This is a genomic window from Bradyrhizobium sp. LB13.1 (assembly GCF_054056815.1).
Genome location: NZ_JBSRYQ010000001.1, coordinates 2,052,797 through 2,078,564, shown reverse-complemented (window position 1 = coordinate 2,078,564; position 25,768 = coordinate 2,052,797). Strand labels below are relative to the sequence as shown.

The window sequence follows — 25,768 nt, the reverse complement described above, 5'->3', positions numbered from 1 at the left end:
CTCACTCCGCCAGCTGAAACTTCTCGAAACGATCGAGCTCCTCCTCGATCTTCTGCTTCAGCTCCTTGCGCGCCGCCGTCTTCTTGCCCTGCCCGACCCAGGTCCATTTCTGCATCAGCAGCTTCTTCGCCTGCCGGTCGGTCTTCAGATCGAGCGCGGCGACGATTTCGTCGCCGACCAGCACGGGGAGCGCGAAATAGCCGAGCTTGCGTTTCGCCTTGGGCACATAGGCCTCGAACAGATGGTTGTAGCCGAAGAAGAGATTGGTGCGCTTGCGCTGGATGATCAGCGGATCGAACGGCGAGAGGATGTGGACGAGATCGGAGGACGCGCGCTCGCCCGGCTCGAGCGCTGCCGGCTGTGCCCAGTGCTCCTGCTTGCCGGCACGGTCGATCGTCACGGGCACGAGTTCGCCACGGCGGGCGCGCGAGGCGATCAGGCCCGCCACCGCCGCCTTGCGCGGCGCGTCGAGATGGCAGATCGAATCGAGGCTCACCACGCCCTGCGACCGCAGCGCGCGGTCGAGCAGATAGGCCGTGATGTCCTTGGTCGAGGCCGGCTTCGGCAGCTTGTCCCAGCCGAAATGGCGCGTCATCAGCTCATAGGTCTTGAGCATGACCCTGGCGCTCGCTGATGGTCACGGCCCCCGTATAGAAGGCGAGTTGCAACGCCCGCTTCGAGGGTTTTCGGCTCTGCCAGAGATGCTCCTTCTCGGTGAGCACGTCGTCCTCGATGTCGCGGATCGTCAGCGGGCCGGCGCGCACCAGCCGCATCACCTTGCGCATGTCGGCAGGCATCACCGAGGCGAACCATTTGTGCCCCTCGCGGCGGTGCTCGCGCATGGCCGGCAGGAAGAAGCGGAAGTCGCCGGCCGGCACGTAAGAGAGCGCATGCGTCCAATATTCAAAGACGCTTCTGTCCACGCTCTGGGCGTGGCGCAGATCGGCGCGGCGGTAGGACGGGATGCGGCTGAACAGGATGTGGTGATGGCAGCGCTCGATCACGTTGATGGTGTCGATCTGTACATAGCCGAGATGGGCGACTGCGTCGGCGACGGCCTGCGCCCCGCCTCCGAACGGCGCGCGCTCATCCAGCCGCTGGGCATGAAGCCAGATCTGCCGGGCCTGTGTCGTGGTGAGTGGAATCGGTTTGGGCGCGCGGGACATTGCGGGAAGGAATGTAGCGGAATTCGCGCCGGGAGAAAGGAGACGGCAAAGCATCGGCCAAAGAAAAAACGCGCTGCCAACTGCTGACAGCGCGGTCGATGGGCGCGCCTCGCGCCTATTTCATCGTCATCGCCTTCTGCGACTTCATGTAGTGCATGCAGGCGCTCTTCATCTTGCCATTGCTCATGTCGGTGTTAGCCATGGCCATTTCCTTGTTGGCCGCCACCTTGGCCGGCGTGTCGGCGGTGCGAAGGTGGAGGCTCAGCGGTCATCTTTCGGGGCTTTGGACCGGTCGCCGACGCTACCCGTGGCGACGTCCGGCTCGCACGCGGCTCTGCCGCGCCCCTCCGCCTGGCAGCGATAGACACTGCCGGTGAGACGATCGACCAGCCACATGTTCTCGTCGGTCGACCCTTCAAGCCCGACATAGCGGGAGGTCATCCCTGTGATCAGCGTCGATAGAAGGATCGCCACCGCGATCATGGCCGCGCCGATATAGACGGGCATTGAGCTCAGGGGCACTGTCCGTTCCGTCGGGCCACTGCGATAGGTCTGGTAGTCACTTGGCCTCGGCACTGGATGGAACTCGGCTCCCTCGCTCGTGATTGTCGGTTGAAGGGGCTAGGCGCGCATCTGGCCGACATCTTGTCCGCGAGCTGACCATGCCGCGACGGCTTTGCGACGATCGATGTCCACGCCGCAAAATGCGTCAGGATCACTCCGGGAGCGGCTATAGCCACCGTGACCAAGATCACATTAGGTGCTTTGAACCTTCCCTATGCTCGCAGCATCAAATCGCCATCAGGCGTAACAGCGAGGATACGACAATGACCCGTTTTGTTAATTTTTTTGGACTGAAGGCGATTGCTCTCTCGGCAGCGCTGTCGATGACAGCGGGCCTCGCCCTGGCCGGCGACAACAACGTCTCCACAGGCCAGATCCTGGATGCACTGAAGCCGAAGCCGGCGACCCGCGGCCTCTCCGCCGGTCCGCAGGCCGATTCGGCGGTGCAGGCCAAGGAATCGACCTTCCTGAATACGGTGCGCAACCGCTCGACCCGGTCGCTCTCGACCGGCGAGCGCGACCAGATCGCCGAGCTCGCGGCGACCAAGCCGAACATCGATCTGGAAATCCAGTTCGACTACAACTCGGCCAACATCGCCAAGACCTCGGTATCGTCGGTGCAGGCGCTCGGCAAGGCCCTGTCCGATCCGTCGCTCAAGGGCTCGACCTTCGTGGTCGCCGGCCACACCGATGCGGTCGGCGGCGAAGAATACAATCAGGGCCTCTCCGAACGTCGCGCCGACACCATCAAGAAGTACCTGGTGCAGAACTACGGCCTCACCGGCACCGATCTCGTCACCGTCGGCTATGGCAAGACCAAGCTGAAGGATACCGCCAACGGGACCGACCCCATCAACCGCCGCGTCCAGGTCGTCAACATGGACACCAAGTCCGCGTCGAAGTAATTCCCCGGTCATTGCCAATGAAGACGCCGCCCGCCGTTCCCCCGGCAGGCGGCGATGTCATATCCAGCTCTGGAACAGCATCAGCCGGCCGAAGGTTTGCATCGACACGCCGACAAACGCCGCGGAGATCGGCAGCATGACCGCAAAACCGACCGCTGCGATGCCGACATAGGCCCACAACATCCAGCGGGGCAGACCGTCCCGGCGCAGCACGTAGACCAGCGCAAGCGACGCCACGGTCGCAGCCGGCAGATAATAGTAGATGAAGCCGAGCGTGCGCGGCAGCAACGCCCAGGCGAGCCAGGACCCGAAGTAGAAGGCCGCAATCAGGAACGCATCCCAGCGACGCGCGACGACGAAATCGCGCAGCACGACCGCGAGCGCGAGCAACGCGGGCCACAGCACCAGCGGATTTCCGAGGAAGACGATTGCGGAGACGTTGTCCTCCGTGGTCTTGTCGAACAGGAACCATACCGGTCGCGCGAGCAACGGCCAGGATGGCCACGCGCTCATATAGGTGTGGCCGGCGATCGCCGTCGTGGTGTTGTCGGCGAAGATCCGGCGCTGCGCCTCGATCAGATCCGATAGCGACAATCCATAGAGCGGAACGAACGCGGCGAGATACGTCAGCGCCGGCAGCACGGCAAAGCACAGCGCGGCATGCTGCATCCGAAAATCGGGCCACAGATCGGGCCGATACCAGTCACTCGGCTTCGCGTCGGCAAACAGCGTGCGCCAGCCCTGCATCAGGCGGATCACCGCAACCATGACGATGCAGATTCCGAGCGGAAACAGGCCGCTCCATTTGCAGGCCGCAGCACAGCCGAACAGGCTGCCCGCGAGCGCGAACAACGCATGCGGGCGATCCCTTCGAAAACCGTGCATGAAGGCGGCCATCGCGAGCAGGCCGAAGCCCAACGCAAAAATGTCGAGCATCGCAATGCGCGCCTGCACGTACAGCATCTGGTTGCAGCCGGCGATCAGCGCGGCGGCGATCGCAGGTCCTTGCGCGGCGAACAGCGCGAGGCCGCACAGATAGGTCGCGACGATCGCGAGCGCCCCGAACAATGTCGCGGGATAGCGCCAGCCCAGCGCGTTGTCGCCGAAGCCCGCGATCGAGACCGCGATCAGCTCCTTGGCCAGCGGCGGATGCATCGGATTGAGCATCGGTTGCGACATCGCCGGTGCCAGCATCTGCCGCGCAGCCGGCACGTAGTGCACCTCGTCGAAGACGAACTTCTCCGGCGTCGTGAGGCCGATCAGCAGCGCGAGATGCGCGACCAGGAAAATCACGACAGCAATCACTGCGCTCCGCGACACCTTCGGAACTGCGGGCAAGTCGAGCGGCATTTGTGGAGAAGTTTTGCGTGGCAAATTTGCGTCACCGCGGACAAAAACAAAGATCGCGCTTTTCATTGAACGCATTCTGCCGCAACTGTCACTAAGCATAACGCAGGTCCCGCGTCGCTTGTGATAATTTCGCCACATCGCAAGCGCGCGCGATCCGGTACGATCAGGGACAAATCGATCGATTGCGAAATGAATTTGCGTTTCTGGCTTTTCTCCACGCTGTTGTCGGCCGCCTTGTGCGCAGCGCCTTGCGCGCAAGCGCAGACGCGCGTCGGTGAAGCCGTCGTGATCCAGAACGAGGTCGTGCGCGTGGCCGCGACCACGACGCCGATCAGTGTCGGTGATGGCATGCTGCGCGACGAGACCGTGCGCACCGGCGCCGACAGCGCGGCGCGCTTCGTGATGGCCGACAGCACCAATCTGTCACTCGGCCCGAGCGCGACGCTCAAGCTCGACCGCACCGTCTTCAACGACGAGCACAGCTATCGCGACGTCGCGATCCGCATGACCACCGGCGCATTCCGTTTCGTTACGGGACATTCCGCGAAGACCGCCTACAAGATCACGACGCCGCTCGCGACCATCGGCGTGCGCGGCACCACGCTCGATATCCTGTCCCAGCGCGGCCGCTCGGTCGTCGTGCTGCAGGACGGCGCCGCCAGCGTGTGCACGACGAGCTTGCAGTGCGTGCAGCTCACGCAGCCCGGCGACACCGCAATCATCACCTCGACCGGCGGCAAGGTCTCTATCAGTAAGACCAATACGCCGCCCTGGACGTTTGCCGCGACCTGCGCCGCTAGCGCCGGGCTGTGCGCGGTCAACCAATATGCGGAGGCGTCGCCGACCATCACGCCCGCCGTCCATGACGACGGCATGCTGTGCGGGCGCTGACGATGGAGGTATTCAACGTCAGGCGCTTCATCCTCGTGCTGACCGCCGCGGCTGCGTTTGCGTTTGTCGCGGTCGATGCCCGTCCGGCGGCAGCCGCCACGAATTGCGCGTCCGAGTGCGGAGGGCCGACGCCCACCCCGGCGCCGAGCTATTCATCCTCGCCGACGCCGACCTACAGCCCCTCGCCCTCGCCCTCGCCCAGCCCCTACCCGTCATCGTCGCCGAGCCCTTATCCGTCCTCCTCGCCGAGCCCGACGCCGACGCCGACCGGCGCGGATTCCAGCGGCAACTCGATCGGCGGCCTTGCCAATCAGCGCTTCAACCAGATGATCACCAACCGGGTGCTCGGCACGGTGCTGCTCGGCGTCAACGAGCAGGTCAATTGTAGCAACTGCATCAGCGCGTTCGGCTCCGCGGGCTCGTTTTCGGCGGGCATCCACGGCCGCAAGGAGCTGACCAACAATCTGTCACTGCTCGCCGGCATCGCCTACACGCAGTACAGCGAGGGCGGCTACAACATCACCAGCGCGCCGATCGGCGCTTTCGCGCTGCGCTATGACTTCACCGACTGGGGCTCGTCGCGCCCGTTCTTCGACATCGGCACGATCCTGACGCCGTGGGAGAAGGCGCGCTACACCCGCAGCTACAACACCAACCTCGGCCCGGTGAGCGTCACGAGTTCGACCAACGCCTCGAACTACGCCGTCTACGGCCGCGCCGGCTGGATGAGCCGTGTGTCGCCCCGCGACGAGGTCGCCGCCTCGATCGAGGTCTGGCAACTCTGGCAGCGCGTCTCGGGCTATACCGACAGCGCGGTGGCGTTCAATCCGTTCGACGCCAGCATCGCGACCGGCACCGACCGCACCAACCTGGTCAAGATCGGCGGTCAGTGGACACATCTCTACGGCAGCAACATCGAGGCCAACATCAATGGCGGCTGGGTGCAGTCGTTCGCCAGCCACAGCGGCATCGTCGCCACCGTGACCGGCGACGGCACGGTGGTGCCGACCATGGGCAACCAGGGCTGGTTCGAATATGGCGGCCGGCTCGGCTTCCGCGTGCAGAAAGGCTGGATCGTGGACCTGTTCGCCAACGGCACGCTGGGTCCGCAGCCGGTGGGCAACACCATCCATGGCGGCGTGGGGCTGCGGATCAATTATTAATTCCTCATGGTGAGGAGGCGCGCGCGCGCGCCGTCTCGAACCATGCAGGCCCCGCTTTAGCAGCTCGGCCTTTCATCCTTCGAGACGCTTGCTGCGCAAGCTCCTCAGGATGAGGAGTCCGCTCTTAGGCCGAACCGCCACCGCCTCACGCCGCCGACTTGCCCTCGAACGCGCGGCGCAGCACATCCTCATCCAGCTTGACCATCTTCATCATGGCCTGCATGGCGCGTGCGGCGGCGGCCTTGTCGGGGCTCGAGAGGAATTCGAACATCACCTTCGGCACCACCTGCCAGGACACGCCGTAGCGGTCATGCAGCCAGCCGCATTGCTCTTCCTTGCCGCCATGGGCCAGGAAGGCATTCCAGACGCTGTCGACCTGGACCTGATCGTCGCAATGGATCATGAGCGAGAGCGCGTGGGTGTATTCCATCTTCATGCCGCCGTTGAGCGCGACCAGAGGCTGTCCGGCGACCGTGAACTCGACCACCAGCACGGAACCTTCCTTGCCGGACGGGTTGTCCGAAACGTTGCGCTGAACGTGCGTGATCTCCGAATTCGGAACGAGCGAGACGTAGAATTTCGCGGCTTCCTCGGCATCGCCGTTGAACCACATGCAGGGCACGACCTTTGACATCTTGAATGCTCCTCTTCAGATTGTTGGTGTTGTGGGCTTGGATCAGGCGTTCGCCATGTCGGACTGCGCGGCGAAGGCTGCCATGTCCATCCAGTTCACACCCCACATGTGGCCGTCCGGATCCTCGAAGCTGCGGCCGTACATGAAACTGTATTCGTCCTTCGGGCCGGGATCGGCCGCCCCGCCCGCTGCCGCGGCCCTGCCGACGATATCGTCGACCTCGTTGCGGCTGTCCGCGGACAGGCAGAACAGCGCCTGGTTCGAGGTCCTGGCATCCGAGATCGGCTTCGGTGTGAACTGGCGGAATTTGTCGTGGGTCAGCAGCATGGCGAAGATGGTCTCGGAAAAGACCATGCAGCTCGCCGTATCGTCGCTGAATTGCGGGTTCCTGACCGCGCCGACCGCCTCGTAAAAGGCGGTGGCGCGCTTGAGGTCAGTCACCGGAAGATTGACGAAAATCATTTTGGGCATCGAAAGCTCCTGGGGCGGGGTTCTACCCAAGGACGGATGGCTGGGCAGCCACCCGACATCGCTTCCGGATATTTTTCGCTCCCTAACCTGCGGGGTTCTGTCGCATCGCCCCCCGCGCGGTTTTGGGCAGCCTTACTTCTTCTCGTTCGGATCGCGGTGAATGGGATCGACCCACAGCACGGTCTCGGGCTTCTCGACCGGCTCGATGTCGAGGTTGATCGCGACCGCCTCGCCGTCACTGCGCACCAGCACGCATTCCAGCACTTCGTCGCGGCTGGCGTTGATCTCCTGATGCGGCACGTAGGGCGGGACGAAAATGAAGTCGCCGGGGCCGGCCTCCGCGGTGAATTGCAGGCTCTCGCCCCAGCGCATTCGCGCCTTGCCCTTCACCACGTAGATGACGCTTTCGAGATGGCCGTGGTGATGCGCGCCGGTCTTGGCGTCGGGCTTGATGCTGACCGTGCCCGCCCACAATTTCTGCGCACCGACGCGCGCGAAATTGATCGCGGCCGCGCGGTCCATGCCCGCCGTCGACGGCACATTGGTATCGAGCTGGTTGCCGGGAATGACGCGCACGCCGTCATGTTTCCAGCGATCGTCATGATCGTGGTCATGGTGGGAATGCGGATGGTCATGGCCGGTCATGGGACTTGCTTTCTGTTGGTTCCGTGCGCGGCAAACTAACCCAAAGCCGCGCCCGCAAGCCATACCAAAATCGGAACCCTCATAGCCATCGGGCGTTGTCTCGGTAAGCAAACCGCAAGGAGAGTTTCATGGGTAGCACGACCGACAAGATCAAGGGCACCGCCAACGAGGCAATGGGCAAGGCCAAGCAGGGCATCGGCGAAGCCACCGGGTCCGACCGCATGAAGGGTGAAGGCGCAGTCCAGGAAGTGAAGGGCAAGGGCCAGCGGGCCATGGGCGACGCCAAGGACGCCGCGAAAGACGCGGTCGATCGCGCAGCGGCTGCGGCCAAGCGCGGAACGGAATAACACGTCCAGCATTGAGACAAACAAGACTGAAAGCGAAAGACCGGCCGAGAGGCCGGTCTTTTGTTTGCGGGCTTACTTCACCCCGAGCAATTCCACGTCGAACATCAGCGTTGCGTTCGGCGGGATCGCGCCGCCTGCGCCGCGGGCGCCATACCCGAGCTGCGGCGGAATGATCAGCGTACGCTTGCCGCCGACCTTCATGGAGGCAACGCCCTCGTCCCAGCCGCCGATGACGCGGCCCTTGCCGATCGGGAATTCGAACGGCTCGTTGCGATCGACCGACGAGTCGAATTTCTTGCCCTTCTGGCCGTTCTCGTAAAGCCAGCCGGTATAGTGCATCACGCAAATCTGTCCGGGCTTCGGCGAAGCGCCGGTGCCGACGACGCTATCGGTGATCTGCAATCCTGAAGCTGTGGTCATGGTCTTTCCTGCGGTCTGGGCCGAGGCCGTTGTGGAAACGAACGTCGACACACTGCCGATCACGGTGATCGCAAGTGCCGACATGATGGCGAGGAGCACGCGCTGTAAACGCTGCATAAGACACCTTCCGTTTGAGGCGGAAGGTGTCTAGCGCAACGAGCATGCGGTTTCCACCCCTCAAACCTCGATATTTTCCAGCCGCACGGGCAGCTTGCGGATACGCTGGCCCGTGGCGTGGTAGATCGCATTGCAGATCGCCGCATTGGTGCCGACATTGGCAAGCTCGCCGAGGCCCTTCACGCCTGCCGGGTTGATGTGATCGTCCTGCTCGGAGAGCAGTATCACCTCGACACCGGGCACGTCGGCATTCACAGGCACGAGATAGTCGGCAAGATTGTCGTTGACGTATCGCGCATTGCGCTCGTCGATCTCGGTGGCCTCCAGCAACGCCGAGGACATGCCCCAGATCAGGCCGCCCATGAGCTGGCTGCGCGCCGTGCGCGGATTCATGATACGGCCCGCCGCGAAGGCTCCCACCAGCCGCGGCGCACGGATTTCATGGGTAAAGCGGTTGACGCGGACCTCGACGAACTCGGCACCGAAGGCATAGGCAATCTTGTCCTTCATCGAGTGACCACCGACCAGGCGCGCGTGCCCGCTGTGCATGGCCGCGAAGGAGTCCAGCGGCGCGCCTTCCGGCTTCCACTCGCCGTATTCCTCGACGACGCCGACACCGAGCGCGTCGAAGGCCCTGTCCAGATCGAGCGGACGATCGCTCTTCGCCGCCTGCGTGCTTGGCGTCTGGCTGATGCCGACAGTCTCCTTGGCCTTGTCGGCGAGGCTGTCGCCCGGCATCACGGCCTTGAACAGCCTTTGGCGAAGCTGATCGCACACCATCATCACTGCCGAGCAGGTGCTGGCGGTCGAGTTCGAACCGCCGGCAACCGGCGCCGGCGGCAGGTCGCTGTCACCCACGAAGACCGCGACCTTTTCCAGGGGCACGCCGAGCCGCTCGGACGCGGTCTGGGCGATGACGGTGTATGCACCGGTACCGATCTCGTGACCGGCGATCTCGACCCGGGTACGGCCGTCGCGCTGGAGGCGGACGCGCGCGGCGGACGGCGCCATCTGCGTCGGATAGCAGGTGGCGGCACAGCCATAGCCAACCAGCCAGTCGCCGTCCGACATCGATTTCGGCTGCGGCGAACGCTGCGACCAGCCGAACGCCTTGGCGGCCTCATCGAAGCACGCCATCAATGACCGGGACGTATAGGGCTTGCCGCCGATCGGCTCAACGGTGGTGTCGTTGATGCGGCGGAGCTCGACCGGATCCATGTTCAGCTTCACCGCGAGTTCGTCCATCGCGCTCTCCAGCGCGAAGAGATATGGCACCTCCGGCGGTGAGCGCATGAAGCCCGGCGTGTTGCGGTCGGCGCGCACAATCGACACCAGACTGCTGACGTTCGGGCAGGCATAGAGCCGCGTCGTCGTCTTGGTGCCGCCGACGCAATAGGCATCCGGACGCGACGAAACCTCGGAGCCCTCGTGCCTCAAAGCCGCCAGCTTGCCGTCCCGACCAGCACCAAGCCTGATCTCATGGCGCGTCTCAGCGCGGTAGGTCGCGATGGTGAAACCCTGGTCGCGGGTCGGCACCAGCTTGATCGGCCGGTTCAGGCGCTTGGCGATGCCGGCGATAATGGCGGTTCGCGGCGTCATCGAGCCGCGCGAACCAAAGCCGCCGCCGACATAGGGATTGACGACACGGACCTTGTCGGCGTCGATGCCGAGCTGCTCGGCGACGCCGTTCTTCAGGCCATAGACATACTGGCTGCCCTCATGGATGACGAGGTTATCGCCCATCCAGGCGCAGCTCGTCGTAAACAGCTCCATCGGGTTGTGGTGCTGGGTCGGCGTGTCATAGGAGGCGGTGAGCTTGACCTCAGCCTGGTCGAACGCCTTGGCGAAATCGCCGACCTCCGGGTCTTCCTTGAACTGCGAGTTTTGCCCTTTCGCCGCAGCCGTGGTCGTTCCCGGCGAGTCGAAGCTCGCACTCGGCGCTACGGCCGTGTAGCTGACCTTGACGCGATTGGCGGCCTCGCGAGCGGCCTCGTAGCTCTCGGCGATGACCACCGCGATGATCTCGCCGTCATGGGCGATGTCGGCCGATTTCAGCGGCTGGATCGTGGTGCCGGCATAGCCGCCATTGCTGAACAGCTTCGACTCCTTCAGCTTCGGGGCGTTCTCGTGCGTGACGATGTCGATCACGCCGCGGACGCCTCTGGCGTCGTCGAGATCGAAGCCGTCGATGCGGCCCTTGGCGATGGCACTGGTGACCAGGAATGCGTAGGCGGGATTGTCGAGCGGCATGTCGGACGCATATGTCGCCCGTCCCGTGACTTTTGCGGCCGCGTCATAGCGCGGCACCGGCTGGCCCATGTTTGCCTTCGGCTCGGGAGCTGCAGCGGTCATGATCGGACCTCCATCGTTACGGCCTGCTGGAGCGCGCGCGCCACCACGCGCTTGCCGAGCGCGATCTTGAAGCTGTTGTGCTGGCGTCCCCGCGCGTCCGCGAAAGCGGCAGCGGCAACACGCTGCGCCAGATCGTCGTCGAATTTCTGTCCCTTCAGCAGCGCCTCCGCCTCGCGCGCCCGCCACGGCACGGTGGCGACGCCGCCCAGCGCGACGCGTGCGTCCCTGATCGTGCCATCCTGCACGTCGAGCGCGACGGCAGCCGACGACAACGCGAACTCATAGGACTGACGGTCGCGCGCCTTGAGATAGACCGAGCGCGGCCAGCGGCCGGGAACGGAGAATGCCGAGATCAACTCACCGGGCTGAAGTGTGGTCTCGATGTCGGGCGTGCTGCCGGGTGCCTTGTGCAGATCTGCGAACGGCACGTTGCGCGTGCCGGACCTGCCGGTGATCTCGACCATTGCGTCCAGCGCGATCAGCGCCTGGGCAAAATCGCCGGGATAGGTCGCGATACACTGATCGGACGTGCCGAGCACCGCATGCATGCGATTGACGCCATCCATGGCGGCACAGCCCGAGCCAGGATTGCGCTTGTTGCAATTCTCATAGGAGACATCACGGAAGTAGCTGCAACGCGTTCGCTGCATCACGTTGCCCCCGAGCGTCGCCATGTTGCGCAGCTGGGCGCTGGCGGCGAGATTCAGGGAATTCGCGATCACAGGATAATTGCGCTGGATCTCGGCATGCGCGGCCACATCGGACATCTTCGCAAGCGCGCCGAGCCGCAAGCCGTCGCCTTTGGATTCGATCGCGGACCAGCCGCTAGCAAGCGGATTGATATCGACGAGCGCGGCGGGACGCATCACGTCCAGCTTCATCAGGTCGATCAGCGTGGTGCCGCCGGCGAGCGGCTGTGCCGCGGCCTGCGTCAACGGATTGTTCGCAGCCGCGGCAGCGCTGAGCGCCTGCACGGCCAAGTCAGGATCTGTTGCTCTCTGATACGAAAACGGTCGCATGCGCCTAGCCTTTCATGATCTCGGGCGCGGCCTGCTTCACGGCGGCGACGATGTTGGGATAGGCGGCGCAGCGGCAGATGTTGCCGCTCATATATTCGCGGATGTCGGCCTCGCTGCCCGCATGCCCCTCCTTGACGCAGGCCACGGCGGACATGATCTGGCCCGGCGTGCAATAGCCGCATTGAAAGGCGTCGTTGTCGACAAAGGCCTGCTGCATCGGATGCAAATGATCGTCGGTGGCAAGGCCCTCGATCGTCGTGATCTCCTGCCCCTCGGCTGCGAGCGCGAGCGTCAGGCACGATACCACGCGCCGATCGTCGATCAGCACCGTGCAGGCGCCGCACTGGCCGTGGTCGCAGCCCTTCTTGCTGCCCGTGAGCTTGAGATGTTCACGCAGCGCATCGAGCACCGTGGTGCGGGCGTCAATGTGCAGGCGCTTGTCCTTGCCGTTGACCCGCAGCGTGACATCAACCGGAAGCGCCGGATCCTGCGCGGCTGACACGCTCGCATCCTGCGTGGCCGCGCGCGCCGTCATAGGGACCAGCGCACTGCCGGCAGCGCCCGCTATGAAGGCGCGCCGATCGAATCCGGATCGTCCGGAACCTGGTTTTTCGGACATGGAGGGCCTCCGCCGCTTCGAGCAAAAGCAGCGCACACCTGCACCGCTCATCGCCCCTTAACCTGAAGCAATGAGCTCCGTTCCGAACGAGAAAGGGCGATGCAGCAAATGCCGCGTCGCCCTTCGTCAACTTTTCCTGATCGTGCGCAGGGAACCCCGTGCGCGGTGGTCAATAGCCGAGGGCGCAACCATCCTTGCGCGGATCGGAACCACCGGTGAGTGTGCCCTTCTCCCAATCGATCCAGATCGCCTGGGCGCCGCCGAGCGGACCGACCACGCTGGTAGTCTTGTGGCCGAGCTTCTTCAGGCCTTCGACGATATCGGCCGGCATGCTGTCCTCGAGCTGGTACTGGCCCTCGTAATGCAGGCCGCGCGGCATATCGATCGCCTCCTGTACGTCGCAGCCATAGTCGAGAATGTTGGTCACCACATGGGTCTGGCCAACCGGCTGATACTGTCCGCCCATCACCGCGAACGGCATCACGGACCGGCCGTCCTTGGTGAGCAGACTCGGCATGATCGTGTGCAGCGGACGCTTGCCGCCGGCGATGCAATTCGGGTGACCGGGCTGGATACGGAAGCCGCCGGCGCGGTTCTGGAGCAGGACGCCGGTCTTGTTCGAGACGATCGCCGAGCCGAATGAATGCGCGATCGAGTTGATGAACGAGCAGACGTTGCGGTCCTTGTCCACGACCGTGATGTAGATGGTCGAGGGATTCATCGGCGGCGCGACGTTCGGCAGGTCGAGCATACCGTCCATGCGGATCTTGTCGATGTGCTCGTTGCAGAATTCCTTGGCGAGGATTTTGGCGACCTCGATCTGCATATGCTCGGGATCGGAGACATGCAGCTCGCGATGCATGTAGGCGATGCGCGCGGCCTCGGCTTCGAGATGGAAACGCTCGATGCTGAGCGGCGCGTATTTTGTCAGGTCGAACCGCGACAGGATGTTCAACATCAGCAGCATGGTGAGGCCAGGTCCGTTCGGCGGGCACTGCCAGACGTCGTAGCCCTTGTACATCGTGCCGATCGGCGTCGTCGTCTCGGTGGCGTGCGCGGCGAAATCGTCGAGCGTGTGCAGGCCGCCGATTCCGCGCAGGGTCTCCACCATGTCTTCCGCGATCGGGCCATTGTAGAAGGCGTCGCGACCGTCCCTGGCGATCGCCCGCAGCGTCTTGCCGAGCTCCGCCTGGCGGATGACATCGCCGGCCACCGGCGGCTTGCCGTGCGGCAGCAGATAGCGCTCGGTGTTGGTGCCGCGCTTCAGCTTCTCGAACTGGTTCTTCCAGTCGAAGGCGATGCGAGGGGCGACGACGTAGCCTTCTTCGGCCGCCTTGATCGCGGGCTGGAGCAGCCGGTCGAAGCCGAACTTGCCGTGATCGCGCAAAACAGTCGCAAAGGCGTCGATCACGCCGGGGACCGAGACCGCATGCGCCGAAGTCAGCGGCACGGAGTTGATCTTGCGCTCGATATACCAATCGGCGTTCGCCGCCTTGGGGGCGCGGCCGGAGCCGTTATAGGCGATGATCTTGCCTTCGCCGCGCGGCTGGATCAGCGCAAAGCAGTCGCCGCCGATGCCGGTCGATTGCGGCTCGATCACGCCGAGCAGCGCCGAGCCCGCCACCGCCGCGTCCACCGCCGTGCCACCCTCGCGCAGCACCTCGATCGCGGCGAGCGACGCCTGCGGATGCGAGGTCGCCACCATTGCGTTGGTGGCGTGGACCGTGGACCTGCCGGGGAAATGGAAGTTTCTCATCGAATCCTTGCTCTCGTTGGGCGTCTCGCGCGGATGGTGCGCCGGGGTCGGAAAAACCGGGCTTACATGACACATTCCGGCCCGCCGGGGCAATGCTGGCATACCAGGGAAATGGCTGCTACCCGCTGGGAATAGAGCTGCGCGTTGCGGGTTTTCCGGGCGCGGGCCGCCTGCTAAACGGACACCATGATTTACAAGGTCGCCGCCTTCTACCAATTCGCCGCCCTGCCCGATTACCGCGAGCTGCGCGAGCCGTTGCGCGCATTCTGTGCAGGCCTGGCGTTAAAGGGTAGCGTGCTGCTGGCGCAGGAGGGCATCAACGGCACAGTCGCCGGCACGGCCGAGGCGATCGACGCTCTCGCCCATGAGTTCGCGCACAGCGACATGTTCGACGGCAGGCTAAACAATCTCGAACTGAAATTCTCGACCGCCGAGGCGATGCCATTCGGCCGGCTCAAGGTGCGGCTCAAGAAAGAGATCGTCACGCTCGGCGATCAGGCCGCCGATCCGACGCGCCAAGTCGGCACCTATGTCGAGGCGAGCGAATGGAACGCACTGATCACGGCGCCCGACACGCTGGTGCTCGACACCAGAAACGCCTTCGAGGTGGCGATGGGGACGTTCGACGGCGCGATCGATCCCGGCATCAAGAGCTTCGGCCAGTTCAGGGAATTTGCAGCCGAGCAGCTCGATCCCGCCAAACACCGCAGGATCGCGATGTTCTGCACCGGCGGAATCCGCTGCGAGAAGGCGAGCGCGCATCTGCTCGCGCGCGGCTTTGCCGAGGTCAATCACCTCAAGGGCGGCATTCTCAAATATCTGGAAGAGGTGCCGGAGGCGCAGAGCCGCTGGCGCGGCGAATGCTTCGTGTTCGACGAGCGCGTCGCGCTCGGCCATGGTTTGCGAGAACTTGGCTCGCAAAAACTTGGATTGCAAGAACTTGGATTGCACGAACTTGGATTGCGCGAAAGGGACAAGGACACGGCACGTGACGAATGAGATCAAGACGCTCGGCGAGCGCATCGACACGATGGAAACGCGCCTCGCCTATCAGGACGACACGATCGAGACGCTGAACCAGACCATCACCGCGCAGTGGAGGCAGATCGACGCGCTGACGCGGAAGATCGCGGAGCTCGGCGAGCGGCTGCAGGAGGCCGAGGCGAATGCGCCGGGAGCAGCCAATGAGCCCCCACCACATTATTGAATTGAGCGGTGTTACTGACCGGACGCCTTGCGCAGAAGGTTGGTCACCTCGCCCGACATCATCAGCCGGTTGCGCCCGGCCTCCTTCGCGGCATAGAGCGCCTGGTCGGCGGCCTCGACGAGCGAGACAACGCCAGCCGTGCGCTCCAGCGCCGGCCGGCAGGCTGCACCGCCGAGCGAAGCGGTGACGCAGCCGGACGCATGGTTGCTGGTGTGGACGAGGCCCGCATCGCGGATCGCCCGTCGAATCCGCTCGCCGATCCGGGCGCAGCCCGCGGCGTCGGTGTTCGGCAGCAGCACGGCGAACTCCTCGCCGCCGTAGCGCGCCGCCAGATCGCCGGGATGCTGCATCTCGGCGGCGAAGATCTGCGCCACCAGCCGCAGGCAGGCATCGCCCGCGGGATGGCCGTATTCGTCGTTGTAGGACTTGAAGTGGTCGACGTCGATCATCAGCAATGAGAGGCTGGAGCGGTCGCGATAAGCGCGCGCCCACTCCTCCTTCAGCCGTTCGTCGAAGCGGCGGCGATTGGCAAGCCCGGTGAGGCTGTCCTCGATCGCGAGGGTTTCCAGCCTGGTCTCCAGCTTCTTCTGCTCGGTGATGTCGCGCGAGATCGCGACCACGCCGTCGGCGCGGCCATTGTCCTTGCGGGTCACCCGCATGGTCGATTCGAGCCAGACTTCGCCGTTCAGCCGGTGCGCGTTGCGATAGGTGACGCGCGCCTCCTCCTTCTCGCCGCGCTTCATGGCATCGACGAGAGCCTGGACCTGCGGCCGATCATCCGCGTGAACGCCGGCGAGCGCGGGCGTTCCAATCAGTTGGTTGGCGCGCCAGCCGACGACGCGGATCGACGACGGCGAGACATAGCGCAGCCGCTCGTCGAGCCCGATACGCGTCACCATGTCGCTGGAGCCTTCGGCAAGCAGCCGGAAATGCGCTTCCTTCTCGACCAGCGCGGCGGCCATGCGCTGGCCCCGCTGCAGCTGCCGCACCAGCACCGCACCGATGATTGCGATCAGCATGACCAGCGCGAGCACATAGAGCATGCGGGAGATCGCTGCAGCGCGCCAGGGCGCCAGCAGCTCGTCCTTGTCGACGGTAGCGAGCAGGACGAGCGGATAACGGCTACTGCGCTTGAAGAAGCTGACGCGTGCGGCGCCGTCCAGCGGCGACTTGAAATGATAGGCACCGCTCGGCTGCTGCAGGCCGGCGTCGCGGAATAGCGGGGTGTCGCCGACGCTGCGACCGACGAACCTGTCGTTGCTGGGATTGCGCGCGATGATCATGCCGTCGCCGTGCATCAGCGCCACCGAGCTGTTGCGGCCGATCTCGAACTGCTCGTAGAAATGCGAGAGATAACTCGAGCTGATGGTCGCGAGCACCACGCCGCCGAAGCTGCCGTCGAGCTTGTTGAAGCGCCGCGACAGGGTGACGACCCACTCGCCATCCAGCAGGCTCTTCACCGGGCGGCCGATATGGGGCTCACGTTTCGGCGAGAGCTGGTGATAGCGGAAAAACGCGTCGTCGTTGAACGTCGAGCCGATCGTGCCGGGCGAGGTCAACCAATTGCCGTGGTCGTCGATGATGGCGAGGCTGTGGACGCGCTCCATCGCCTTCTTACGCGCCTCCAGCAAGGTTCTGAGCTTGGCGACCGTGGCCGGCTCGGTGCCGTCCATCTCCAGCCGGCTGACGACGCCGACGACGCCTGAATCCAGGAGATCGAGGCTGTCCTCGGCATGCTGGGTCAGCGAGCGCGCAACGTTCGCCATCTCGGTCTCGGCGCCCTTGAGCACCGCGTCGCGCGCCGCCCATTCCCGCCAGCCACTGACGCCGAGGATGGCCGCGCAGGTCAGCGCGACGAACGCAGCCGCCCGCAGCGGCAGGCGGCTCCATCCGGCTCTTGCTCTTTGGGTCACAGCGTTCATGCGGCAGAATTCTCCGATGATCGGAAACTCTGCCGTTTCTGTTATCGAACTCTGAAACGCCTGCAGCAATATGCGCTGACGTCTCCGGTTTCCCGTAGTCGTACGGACGCCGGCATCAGCACATCGCTAACAAGGCATTAGCAAACCTGTCGGAATCCGGCGTCCCGGCTGCTAGGCGAAGATGGCCTTCACCTTGTTCCAGAGCGAGGGATTGTCGGCATCCGCATCGGCCTTCGAGGGCGCCGGCTGGGCGGCGCTCACGGGATCGGAAGCCGGGAAGGTATCTTCCAGCCCGGCGTCAAGCTTGGCGTGGCGGTCGGCAGCGAGCGCTTCGTGCAGATCGTCGGCATGCTTGTCATGCGGGGCGGGGTTGAATGTCTCAGCCATGATCTCTTCCTCCGTTGGCTGGTCAACGCGGCTCAGTTGCGCTGGTTCCCCTGTTCCGCTCGGGGCTGCGGCGGTGTATCAGGAGCCGTAACCATCTTCAGGACCGTTCGTGCCCCAGTCTGCGACAAAACCGTTCATCGACGTCCTCACCGGCCAGCGGGAAGTCATCCCGCCGGTCTGGATGATGCGGCAGGCCGGCCGTTATTTGCCGGAATATCGCGAGGTGCGCGCCAAGGCCGGCGGCTTCCTCGATCTCTGCTTCAACCCGGAACTCGCCGCCGAAGTGACGCTGCAACCGATCCGGAGGTTCGGCTTCGACGCGGCGATCATCTTCTCCGACATTCTGGTGATCCCCTATGCGCTCGGACGTTCCGTGCGCTTCGAAATCGGCGAGGGTCCACGGCTCGAACCGCTGGATGATCCCGCCAAGGTCGCGACACTGGCGAAGCACGCCGATTTCAGCAAGCTCGCGCCGGTATTCGAGGCGCTGCGGATCGTCCGCGGTACGCTCGATCCCAAGATCGCGCTGATCGGCTTCTGCGGCGCGCCGTGGACGGTGGCGACGTACATGGTCGCCGGCCAGGGCACGCCCGACCAGGCGCCGGCGCGGATGATGGCCTACCGGCATCCGGAGGCGTTCGCAGAGATCATCGACGTGCTGGTCGAGAACTCGATCGAATATCTGCTGGCGCAGCTCGCGGCCGGCGCCAACGCCTTGCAGATCTTCGACACCTGGGCCGGCGTGCTGCCGCCCGCCGAGTTCGCGCGCTGGTCGGTCGAGCCGACGCGGCGCATCGTCGAAGGCGTGCGCGCCAAGGTGCCGGACGCGAAGATCATCGGCTTTCCGCGCGGCGCCGGTGCGCAATTGCCCGGTTTCGTCGAGGCAACAGGTGTCAACGCCGTCAGCATCGACTGGACTGCGGAGCCGGCCTTCATCCGCGAGCGCGTGCAAAGCAAAGTCGCCGTGCAGGGGAATCTCGATCCGCTGGCGCTGATCACGGGCGGCGCCGCGCTCGATCGCGCGGTCGACAACGTGCTGGCGAATTTTGCGCAAGGGCGGCTGATCTTCAATCTCGGCCACGGCATCCAGCCGGAGACGCCGATCGCCCATGTCGAGCAGATGCTGAAGCGCGTGCGGGGTTGATTTATTTCGCGCCTGGGGGAGCGGAAAAACAAAAAACGCGAAAACAACCCCATGCACAGTAGCCAAGTCATTGAAAAAGTTAGGCTGGGAAAAAATTAGGCGGGCATGGCTCAAGCGGCCGCCACGAGGCCGTTTGACCCGTCGGGCAAAACAGGCGCATGATACCATCATCGCCCCATGAGCATTTCGGTAAGAGCTTAGCGCGGCCGGCTACGCTCGATGATCTCCGCGGCGCCCTTGGCCAACAGATCCAGACCCACCGCACGGCCGAGTTCGCGTGGGCGATCGGCGGGGCCCGAACGCAAAGCTTCGATGATGGTGTCGCCGGAGAGATCGAGCACGGACGCGGTCAACGACATCTGATCGCCCGCAATCGTCGAAAAGCCCGCGATCGGCGAGTTGCAGTGGCCGTTGAGCACCCACAGCACCTCGCGCTCGGCATCGGCAGAGGCATGTGCGGAGGGATCGTCGATCGATGCGAGGATTTGCCTTGTCTGCCAGTCCTGCGCGGCACATTCGACCGCGACGATGCCCTGGCCCGCCGCGGGCAGCATCTCCGCCGCGGTAAACTCGTAGGCGATGCGCTGCCAAAGGCCGACGCGGTCAAGACCCGACCGCGCCATGATCAGCGCATCCGCAGGTCCCACCGCTCCGCCATCCGGCAGGCGCTGCTTCTCACCATTGTCGAGTTTTCGCACGCGCGTGTCCGCGGCGCCGCGGAAATGGATGATCTCGACGTCGGGGAATAGCCGCCGCGCATAGGCGGCACGGCGCACGGCGTTGGTGCCGACTTTAAAGCCCTTGCCGCCCGACTGGCGCAGCGCCTCGACCGTCACGCCGTCACGCAGCACCAGCGCGTCATGGGCGGGATCGCGCGACAGCGTGGCACCGATCACGAGGCCCGGCGTGTCTTCGTTGCCGGGCATGTCCTTCAGCGAATGCATCGCCGCATGGAGTTCGCCCGACAGCACGGCGGCGCGGATCTGCGCCACGAAGGCACCGCCCTTGCCGCCATGGGGCAACAGCTTGCTGGTCTGGTCGAGATCGCCCGTGGTGTCGAACTTGACGATCTCGACGTCGAGATCGGGCATGGCAGCGATCAGGCGGCGCGCGATCTCTTCCGTCTGTGCCAGCGCCATCGCGCTCTTGCGTGTGCCGATCTTGAGTCGCGTAGCCAAGCCGTATGCTCCTTCTCGATGCGCTGGTCCCTTGTTTGGGGCATGATCTTATCGGAAAAACCGGTTCCCACTTTTCCGGATCATGCCTTATGGCGCATCCTCCAATATCATGTCGGAAGCCTTTTCGGCGATCATGATGATCGGCGCATTGGTGTTCCCCGACACGAGGTCCGGCATGATCGAGCCGTCGACCACGCGAAGGCCTTCGAGCCCCCTCACCTTCAGCCGCTGGTCGACCACCGCGAGCGCATCATTGCCCATACGACAGGTCGAGGTCGGATGGTAGATGGTGCTGCCCCGCTCACGGCAATAATCCAGCAGCTCGGCATCCGTGGATACCTTCGCCCCGGGATCGTACTCGCCAGCCACGAACGGCTTCATCGCCGGCGCATGCAATATCTTGCGCAGGATCTTCAGAGCTTCGACATTGGTGGTGCGGTCGGTCTCTGTCGACATGTAGTTGATGCGGATCTCGGGCGGCACGGTCGGGTCGGCGCTTCTGATGCGCAAGGTCCCCCGGCTTTCGGGACGGAGCTGGCACACCGACGCCGTGAAGCCGGAGAAATCATGCAGCTTCTCGCCCATCTTGTCGGTCGAGAACGGCAGGAAGTGGACCTGGATGTCGGGCGAGGCCAGCCGCGGACTGGTCTTGAAGAACGCGCCCGCCGTGCCGGCCGCGATCGTCAGCCAACCCTTCCGGAACAGCGCATAGCGCGCGCCGGCCATCGTGCGGCGGAGCGGGTGATTGACGGTGTCGTTCAGCGTGATCTTCTGCGAGCAGCGCATCACGATGCGGACCTGCATGTGGTCCTGGAGGTCGTGACCGACGCCCGGCGCGTCCAGCACGATGTCGATGCCGTGCTTGCGCAGGAGGTCGGCGGGACCGACGCCGGAGAGCTGGAGCAGCTGCGGCGAGTTGTAGGTGCCGCTCGACAGCACGATCTCCCTGCGCGCGCGGGCGCGGCGCACCGTCGCGCCCTGACGGTATTCGACGCCGACCGCGCGACGGCCCTCGAACAGCACGCGCTGGCCGAGCGCGCCGGTTTCGATCTTGAGATTGCCGCGCGTCTTGGCGGGGCCAAGATAGGCCACCGCCGTCGAGGCGCGACGGCCGTTGCGCGTCGTGGTCTGGAACAGGCCGACGCCTTCCTGTGTGGCGCCGTTGAAATCAGGATTGTAGGGCAAGCCTTTCTCGACCGCCGCGTCGATAAAGGCCTTCGACAGCGGGTCGGTCACGACCATGTTGGACACCGGCAGCGGGCCGCCGCTGCCGTGATATTGATCGGCGCCACGCGACTGGTTCTCGGCCTTCTTGAAATAGGGCAGCACGTCGTCATAGCCCCAGCCGGTGTTGCCGCGCTGGCGCCAGCGGTCATAGTCCTCGTGCTGGCCGCGGACATAGAGCAGGCCGTTGATCGAGCTCGATCCCCCCAGCGTCTTGCCGCGGGGCTGGAACACCTGGCGCCCCTTCAGCTCGGGCTCCGGCTCGGTCTGGTACATCCAGTTGACGGTCTTTTCCTTGAACAGCTTTCCGTAGCCGAGCGGCACGTGGATCCAGATGTTGGAATCCTTCGGGCCTGCTTCAAGCAGCAAAACGCTATGCTTGCCGTTCGCCGACAGCCGGTTGGCGAGAACGCAGCCGGCGGAGCCGGCACCGACGATGATGTAGTCGAATTCAGGATCGGAGGGCGCGAGGGAGGAAGTTGCGTTCATGCGCTGCTGTTCTTTTTGTTGGTGTGGGCGTTTCCGTTTCGTCACTTAGCACGATCATGCAGCGACGCGCAGCGCCTCGACCAGCGACTTGAACGCACGGGCGTATTCCGCCCCTGCCCTTGCGATATCCGCGCGCCCGGCGCAGGCGACCGCGGCCTCCGTCACCGCACCGAGCAGCAGCCGGGCCAGCGGCTCGACCGGCTGCCGTGCGATCAGCCCGGCCTCCATCGCCGCCGCAATCGCACGCGGCAGCTTGCCGCCGAAATGTTTGGCGTCGATCTCGCGCCAGCGCTCCCAGCCGAGCACGGCCGGGCCGTCGCGCAGGATGATCTGACCGGTCGAGCCCTTGGCGGTCGCCGCGAAATAATGCTGAGTGCCGGCGACCATCGCGGCGAGCACATCCTTTTCGGCGCGCGCGGCGCTGTCGATCTCGGCGACCAGATCGCGCGAGACCTGGTCGAACACCGCTTCGAACACCGCCTCCTTGGTCTTGAAGTGATGATAGACCGCGCCCTTGGCGACGCCGGCGGCTTCGGCGATCTCGTCCATCGTCGTCGCGCCAAATCCTTGTGCTCCCAACAAGCGGCGCGCCGCCGTCAGGATCGCCTCCGAAGTCGCTGCCCGCCGCTCCGCCTGTTTCGCCATGAGTCTTCGTCTAATCCAATTCGGCACAGGCAGCCAGTTGACTTTTCGACTACCAGTCGGTATTTACCGACTATCAGTCGGTTATTCGTGAGGTGTGCCATGCCGAGCCGTGACGTCGTCGAAGCTTTTGCCAAGCGATTGGAGACCGGGGATTTCATCGGCGCGATCGAGCAGTTCTATACGCCCGAGGCTGCGACCTACGAGAACAACGCAGCACCAACGGTCGGCCGCGACAAGCTCGTCGCCAAGGAGCGCGGCGTGCTGTCCGCCTCCAGGGAGGTCAAGGCGGTCCGCATCGGGCCAAGCCTGATCGAGGGCGACCATGTCGCGACGCGCTGGAGTTTCAGCTTCACCAGCGCCGAAGGCATCATCCGAACGTTGGATGAGATCGCATGGCAGACGTGGCGGGGCGATCAGTTGATCGAAGAACGGTTCTATTACGACCCGAAGCAACTGGGGCGGTGACAGCGCCTCCCGGACACCGGTGTCATCGCCCGGCTTGACCGGGCGATCCAGTACTCCGAGACAGCGCGCTGGAACCGAGAAGCCGCGGCGTACTGGATGCCCCGCCTTCGCGGGGCATGACAGTTGGGGCGATGAGCGAAGCGCTACCTTTGCATGCGCCGGATCAGCATCCGCACCAGTTCGTCGATCTTTCCCAGCGCCGTCCGGGGATCGAGGAATTCGATATCGTCGACATCCCAGTACTCGATGCGATTGGCGATCCCGGAAAAGCGTTGCTCGATCATGGGACGATGCTCGGCCTCCTTCAGCGCGACCACAAGCTCCGCGTCCGCAAAGTCGGCGAGCGTGCACAGCACAGGAATCCGCGCAGCACCTCCCGCCTCAATGCCCTTCGCTTGCAGCGCCTGTAACGCATAGGGCGAGATCGGCCCGACATTTTCAGGCGCGAGTTTTTCGGCCACGGCGCGCGAGAACGAGAGCCACCCAAGTCCCTCCAGCCGGGCACGATGGTTGAAAACCTCCTCGGCATAGCGGCTTCGATAATAATTGCCGGTACAGAGAAACAGCACGCGATTGGTCTTGCTCATCAGGCAGCGCTTTCGTGATCGATTTCAGCTTGGGTCGCCCGGCGCGATCATCGCGTCCGCGAGCTTGCGCATCAAACGCACCAGGTCCTCGACATCCTGATCGTCCCAGGTCGCAAACATCGCCGCGACGATCCGTTCGCGTGCCCTGTCGATCGCGTCCGTCATGGCTTTCCCGCTCGGGGTGATTGTGGCCTCACTGACGCGGCGATCCGCTTCGCTGGCGCGGCGCTTGATCAAGCCTAGACTTTCCAGTTTCGCGACCTGCCGGCTTACCGTCGTGTAGTCCCGTCCCATGCGATCGGCGAGATCGACGACGCCGATCGGACCACGCCGCTCGATGCCCACGAGCAGCGGAAACAGCGCGCGATCGAGCGATATGCCCGCTTCGCGAATCATCATGTCGTCGCCCTGCCGGCGATTCATGACACTGGCGATGTCGATCAACGCTTCGTGAAGAGAGCGCACCTGTTTTTTAATATGTGTATTTTGCACCCTTCTTGACATCCCGATTGCCCTCTGCTTAATGCGTGCATATTACACATATTGAGGGTGCCATGACAAAGCAATTCAAGGCGGATGTTCTGATATGCGGAGCAGGCGCGGCGGGCCTTACGCTCGCTATCGATCTCGCCCGGCGGGGCATATCCTTTCGGCTGATCGAGAAGAGCGACGGTCCGTTTCACGGGTCTCGCGGCAAGGGAATCCAGCCCCGAACCCAGGAGATTTTCGAGGACCTCGGCATCATCGATCGTATCGTTGCGGCCGGCGGTCTCTACCCGCCACAGCGGAAATATCGGGACGATGGCAGCTTCATCGAGTCGGAGGTTTCTGAGCAAACCGCCCCGACACCCGCAGAGCCCTACCACATGGCGCTAATGATCCCGCAATTTCTGACCGAGAGCGTGATGCGCGAACGCCTGCTCGAATTTGGCGGGCGGGTGGAATTCGGCTGCGAATTGGTGGGCTTGGAGCAGGATCAGGACGGCGCGACTGCGCGTCTGTCAGGCCCGGTCGATGAGGAGACGGTGCGGGTGCGTTACCTCGTCGGCGCCGATGGAGGCCGCAGCTTCGTCCGTCACGCTCTCGATATCGGTTTTCAAGGCAAGACGCTTGGCGTGCGTGCCGTCGTCGCCGATATTGTCCTGACGGGGCTGGACCGCACGGCGTGGCACCGCTTCAACGATGGTGCAATGGATCGCCAGATCGCGCTGTGTCCACTGGCCGGGACGGAGCTCTTCCAGCTGCAGGCACCGGTTCCGCTCGAAGGCGAAGTCGATCTATCGGCCGACGGGCTATCAGCGATGATCGCTGAGCGCACGGGGCGCAACGATATCCGCATCCGGCGCGCGCACTGGGCATCGGCCTATCAGATGAACGCGCGCCTCGCCGATCGGTACAGGGACGGCCGTGCATTTCTGATTGGTGATGCGGCTCACATTCATCCGCCGACGGGTGGACAAGGCCTCAACACCAGCGTGCAGGATGCCTACAACCTCGGCTGGAAGCTCGCGGCGGTCATCCGTGGCGCTTCCGCAACTCTGCTCGACAGCTATGAGAGAGAACGTCGACCCGTGGCTGCAAGCATGCTCGGCCTTGCCACCGTATTGCTGGAAGCCACCAAACGCGGCGACATGAGACGCGGCCGTGAGGTGCAGCAACTCGACATCGGCTATCCGGGATCACCGCTGACGCTGGAAATGCCGGGACGTCTGGAAGGTCCCCGCGGGGGAAACCGTGCACCGGATGCGCCGCTACGCGGGGCCGCCGGACAGCCCATACGCTTGTTCGGGTTGCTCAAGGGGCCGCATTGGACGCTGCTTGGCTATCAGGTGAAACGCGGAGCGCTATCGGCGTGCAATGGACTGCACATCCACTGCATAGGTCCAGGTGCGGAGCTCGTCGACGAAAGCGAGCACTTTCGCGCGGCATATTCCGTGTCGCCGGGGGATTGGGTGCTGGTGCGTCCTGACGGCTACATTGCCGCCCTCGTAGACTTCCGGCAGATCGATAGGCTCACGCATTTCCTGGTCGAACAGGGTCTCGCCTGATTCAAGGCCGCTTGGACTTATGATGAGACGTCGGGCCGCAAGTCCGCTTGCGG

Annotated in this window: 26 protein-coding genes and 1 pseudogene; 9 read left to right on the top strand and 18 right to left on the bottom strand. The window is 64.3% G+C overall.

Annotated features, from left to right (window positions below; translation table 11 throughout):
* Nucleotide 1: 1 nt before the first annotated feature.
* Together ACVWYI_RS09740 and ACVWYI_RS09735 are read right to left on the bottom strand one after the other, a co-directional pair.
* Nucleotides 2–1,166 (bottom strand): annotated as a pseudogene (locus ACVWYI_RS09740) (winged helix-turn-helix domain-containing protein).
* 261 nt (nucleotides 1,167–1,427) lie between these two features.
* Nucleotides 1,428–1,673: a hypothetical protein gene (locus tag ACVWYI_RS09735; RefSeq protein ID WP_247440700.1), complete on the bottom strand. Its 246-nt coding sequence runs from the start codon at nucleotides 1,671–1,673 to the stop codon at nucleotides 1,428–1,430.
* 320 nt (nucleotides 1,674–1,993) lie between these two features.
* Here ACVWYI_RS09735 and ACVWYI_RS09730 point away from each other — a divergent pair, with 320 nt between their 5' ends.
* Nucleotides 1,994–2,635, top strand: coding sequence for an OmpA family protein (locus ACVWYI_RS09730; protein ID WP_456661831.1), 642 nt, complete (start codon nucleotides 1,994–1,996; stop codon nucleotides 2,633–2,635).
* Nucleotides 2,636–2,692: 57 nt separating this feature from the next.
* Here ACVWYI_RS09730 and ACVWYI_RS09725 read toward each other — a convergent pair whose 3' ends face one another.
* On the bottom strand, nucleotides 2,693–4,123 hold the full coding sequence (locus ACVWYI_RS09725; RefSeq protein WP_456661830.1) for a phospholipid carrier-dependent glycosyltransferase: 1,431 nt from the start codon (nucleotides 4,121–4,123) through the stop codon (nucleotides 2,693–2,695).
* A 51-nt stretch (nucleotides 4,124–4,174) separates the two neighbouring features.
* Here ACVWYI_RS09725 and ACVWYI_RS09720 point away from each other — a divergent pair, with 51 nt between their 5' ends.
* Nucleotides 4,175–4,876, top strand: coding sequence for a FecR family protein (locus tag ACVWYI_RS09720; protein ID WP_247440693.1), 702 nt, complete (start codon nucleotides 4,175–4,177; stop codon nucleotides 4,874–4,876).
* Between the two features lie 2 nt (nucleotides 4,877–4,878).
* Nucleotides 4,879–6,039, top strand: a complete 1,161-nt coding sequence (locus ACVWYI_RS09715) for a hypothetical protein (protein ID WP_456661829.1) — start codon at nucleotides 4,879–4,881, stop codon at nucleotides 6,037–6,039.
* Between the two features lie 145 nt (nucleotides 6,040–6,184).
* Here ACVWYI_RS09715 and ACVWYI_RS09710 read toward each other — a convergent pair whose 3' ends face one another.
* From ACVWYI_RS09710 to ACVWYI_RS09700, 3 genes are all read right to left on the bottom strand, one after another.
* A complete protein-coding gene (locus ACVWYI_RS09710) occupies nucleotides 6,185–6,673 on the bottom strand; it encodes a VOC family protein (protein ID WP_456661828.1) in 489 nt (162 codons plus the stop codon).
* A gap of 42 nt (nucleotides 6,674–6,715) precedes the next feature.
* Nucleotides 6,716–7,144 carry a VOC family protein gene (locus tag ACVWYI_RS09705; protein ID WP_456661827.1) on the bottom strand — a complete coding sequence of 143 codons (429 nt, stop codon included), beginning with the start codon at nucleotides 7,142–7,144 and terminating at the stop codon, nucleotides 6,716–6,718.
* 132 nt (nucleotides 7,145–7,276) lie between these two features.
* Entirely contained in the window at nucleotides 7,277–7,789 is a 513-nt protein-coding gene (locus ACVWYI_RS09700) for a cupin domain-containing protein (protein ID WP_354105217.1), read from the bottom strand.
* A 128-nt stretch (nucleotides 7,790–7,917) separates the two neighbouring features.
* On the opposite strand from ACVWYI_RS09700, the gene ACVWYI_RS09695 reads away from it, so the two are divergent.
* On the top strand, nucleotides 7,918–8,136 hold the full coding sequence (locus ACVWYI_RS09695; protein WP_456661826.1) for a CsbD family protein: 219 nt from the start codon (nucleotides 7,918–7,920) through the stop codon (nucleotides 8,134–8,136).
* A gap of 72 nt (nucleotides 8,137–8,208) precedes the next feature.
* On the opposite strand, the gene ACVWYI_RS09690 is transcribed toward ACVWYI_RS09695, so the two are convergent.
* From ACVWYI_RS09690 to ggt, 5 genes are all read right to left on the bottom strand, one after another.
* A complete protein-coding gene (locus tag ACVWYI_RS09690) occupies nucleotides 8,209–8,673 on the bottom strand; it encodes an FKBP-type peptidyl-prolyl cis-trans isomerase (RefSeq protein ID WP_456651104.1) in 465 nt (154 codons plus the stop codon).
* Between the two features lie 60 nt (nucleotides 8,674–8,733).
* Nucleotides 8,734–11,025 carry a xanthine dehydrogenase family protein molybdopterin-binding subunit gene (locus ACVWYI_RS09685; protein ID WP_456661825.1) on the bottom strand — a complete coding sequence of 764 codons (2,292 nt, stop codon included), beginning with the start codon at nucleotides 11,023–11,025 and terminating at the stop codon, nucleotides 8,734–8,736.
* Nucleotides 11,022–12,044 (bottom strand): FAD binding domain-containing protein, encoded by a 1,023-nt coding sequence (locus ACVWYI_RS09680; RefSeq protein WP_456661824.1) that lies wholly within the window; start codon nucleotides 12,042–12,044, stop codon nucleotides 11,022–11,024. The genes ACVWYI_RS09685 and ACVWYI_RS09680 overlap by 4 nt, the downstream gene beginning before the upstream one ends.
* 4 nt (nucleotides 12,045–12,048) lie before the next feature.
* A complete protein-coding gene (locus tag ACVWYI_RS09675) occupies nucleotides 12,049–12,663 on the bottom strand; it encodes a (2Fe-2S)-binding protein (RefSeq protein ID WP_247340533.1) in 615 nt (204 codons plus the stop codon).
* Nucleotides 12,664–12,832: 169 nt separating this feature from the next.
* Nucleotides 12,833–14,419: a gamma-glutamyltransferase gene (gene ggt, locus ACVWYI_RS09670; protein ID WP_354045686.1), complete on the bottom strand. Its 1,587-nt coding sequence runs from the start codon at nucleotides 14,417–14,419 to the stop codon at nucleotides 12,833–12,835.
* A gap of 186 nt (nucleotides 14,420–14,605) precedes the next feature.
* Here ggt and trhO point away from each other — a divergent pair, with 186 nt between their 5' ends.
* Together trhO and ACVWYI_RS09660 are read left to right on the top strand one after the other, a co-directional pair.
* On the top strand, nucleotides 14,606–15,418 hold the full coding sequence (trhO, locus tag ACVWYI_RS09665) for an oxygen-dependent tRNA uridine(34) hydroxylase TrhO (protein ID WP_247440679.1): 813 nt from the start codon (nucleotides 14,606–14,608) through the stop codon (nucleotides 15,416–15,418).
* Entirely contained in the window at nucleotides 15,408–15,626 is a 219-nt protein-coding gene (locus tag ACVWYI_RS09660; RefSeq protein ID WP_247440677.1) for a SlyX family protein, read from the top strand. The genes trhO and ACVWYI_RS09660 overlap by 11 nt, the downstream gene beginning before the upstream one ends.
* An 11-nt stretch (nucleotides 15,627–15,637) precedes the next feature.
* On the opposite strand, the gene ACVWYI_RS09655 is transcribed toward ACVWYI_RS09660, so the two are convergent.
* Both ACVWYI_RS09655 and ACVWYI_RS09650 read right to left on the bottom strand, forming a co-directional pair.
* A complete protein-coding gene (locus ACVWYI_RS09655; RefSeq protein WP_456661823.1) occupies nucleotides 15,638–17,548 on the bottom strand; it encodes a sensor domain-containing diguanylate cyclase in 1,911 nt (636 codons plus the stop codon).
* Nucleotides 17,549–17,719: 171 nt separating this feature from the next.
* Entirely contained in the window at nucleotides 17,720–17,935 is a 216-nt protein-coding gene (locus tag ACVWYI_RS09650; RefSeq protein ID WP_247340543.1) for a hypothetical protein, read from the bottom strand.
* Nucleotides 17,936–18,044: 109 nt separating this feature from the next.
* Here ACVWYI_RS09650 and hemE point away from each other — a divergent pair, with 109 nt between their 5' ends.
* Complete coding sequence (hemE, locus tag ACVWYI_RS09645; RefSeq protein WP_456661822.1) at nucleotides 18,045–19,079, top strand: uroporphyrinogen decarboxylase; 1,035 nt, start codon at nucleotides 18,045–18,047, stop codon at nucleotides 19,077–19,079.
* A 197-nt stretch (nucleotides 19,080–19,276) separates the two neighbouring features.
* Here the strand turns inward: hemE and hemC are convergent, their stop codons facing one another.
* The 3 genes from hemC to ACVWYI_RS09630 form a co-directional block, all read right to left on the bottom strand.
* A complete protein-coding gene (gene hemC / locus ACVWYI_RS09640; RefSeq protein WP_456661821.1) occupies nucleotides 19,277–20,257 on the bottom strand; it encodes a hydroxymethylbilane synthase in 981 nt (326 codons plus the stop codon).
* Nucleotides 20,258–20,344: 87 nt separating this feature from the next.
* Nucleotides 20,345–21,970 (bottom strand): GMC family oxidoreductase, encoded by a 1,626-nt coding sequence (locus ACVWYI_RS09635; RefSeq protein ID WP_456661820.1) that lies wholly within the window; start codon nucleotides 21,968–21,970, stop codon nucleotides 20,345–20,347.
* A gap of 54 nt (nucleotides 21,971–22,024) precedes the next feature.
* Nucleotides 22,025–22,615, bottom strand: a complete 591-nt coding sequence (locus ACVWYI_RS09630; RefSeq protein WP_456661819.1) for a TetR/AcrR family transcriptional regulator — start codon at nucleotides 22,613–22,615, stop codon at nucleotides 22,025–22,027.
* Nucleotides 22,616–22,714: 99 nt separating this feature from the next.
* Here ACVWYI_RS09630 and ACVWYI_RS09625 point away from each other — a divergent pair, with 99 nt between their 5' ends.
* Nucleotides 22,715–23,080: a nuclear transport factor 2 family protein gene (locus ACVWYI_RS09625; RefSeq protein ID WP_456661818.1), complete on the top strand. Its 366-nt coding sequence runs from the start codon at nucleotides 22,715–22,717 to the stop codon at nucleotides 23,078–23,080.
* 143 nt (nucleotides 23,081–23,223) lie between these two features.
* On the opposite strand, the gene ACVWYI_RS09620 is transcribed toward ACVWYI_RS09625, so the two are convergent.
* Nucleotides 23,224–23,667, bottom strand: a complete 444-nt coding sequence (locus tag ACVWYI_RS09620; protein ID WP_456661817.1) for an arsenate-mycothiol transferase ArsC — start codon at nucleotides 23,665–23,667, stop codon at nucleotides 23,224–23,226.
* A gap of 24 nt (nucleotides 23,668–23,691) precedes the next feature.
* Nucleotides 23,692–24,171, bottom strand: a complete 480-nt coding sequence (locus tag ACVWYI_RS09615; RefSeq protein WP_456661816.1) for a MarR family winged helix-turn-helix transcriptional regulator — start codon at nucleotides 24,169–24,171, stop codon at nucleotides 23,692–23,694.
* A gap of 50 nt (nucleotides 24,172–24,221) precedes the next feature.
* Between ACVWYI_RS09615 and ACVWYI_RS09610 the strand changes: the two genes are divergently transcribed.
* The gene (locus tag ACVWYI_RS09610; RefSeq protein WP_456661815.1) at nucleotides 24,222–25,715 is read left to right on the top strand and encodes an FAD-dependent oxidoreductase; all 1,494 of its coding nucleotides are present in this window, start codon (nucleotides 24,222–24,224) and stop codon (nucleotides 25,713–25,715) included.
* Nucleotides 25,716–25,768: the final 53 nt, after the last annotated feature.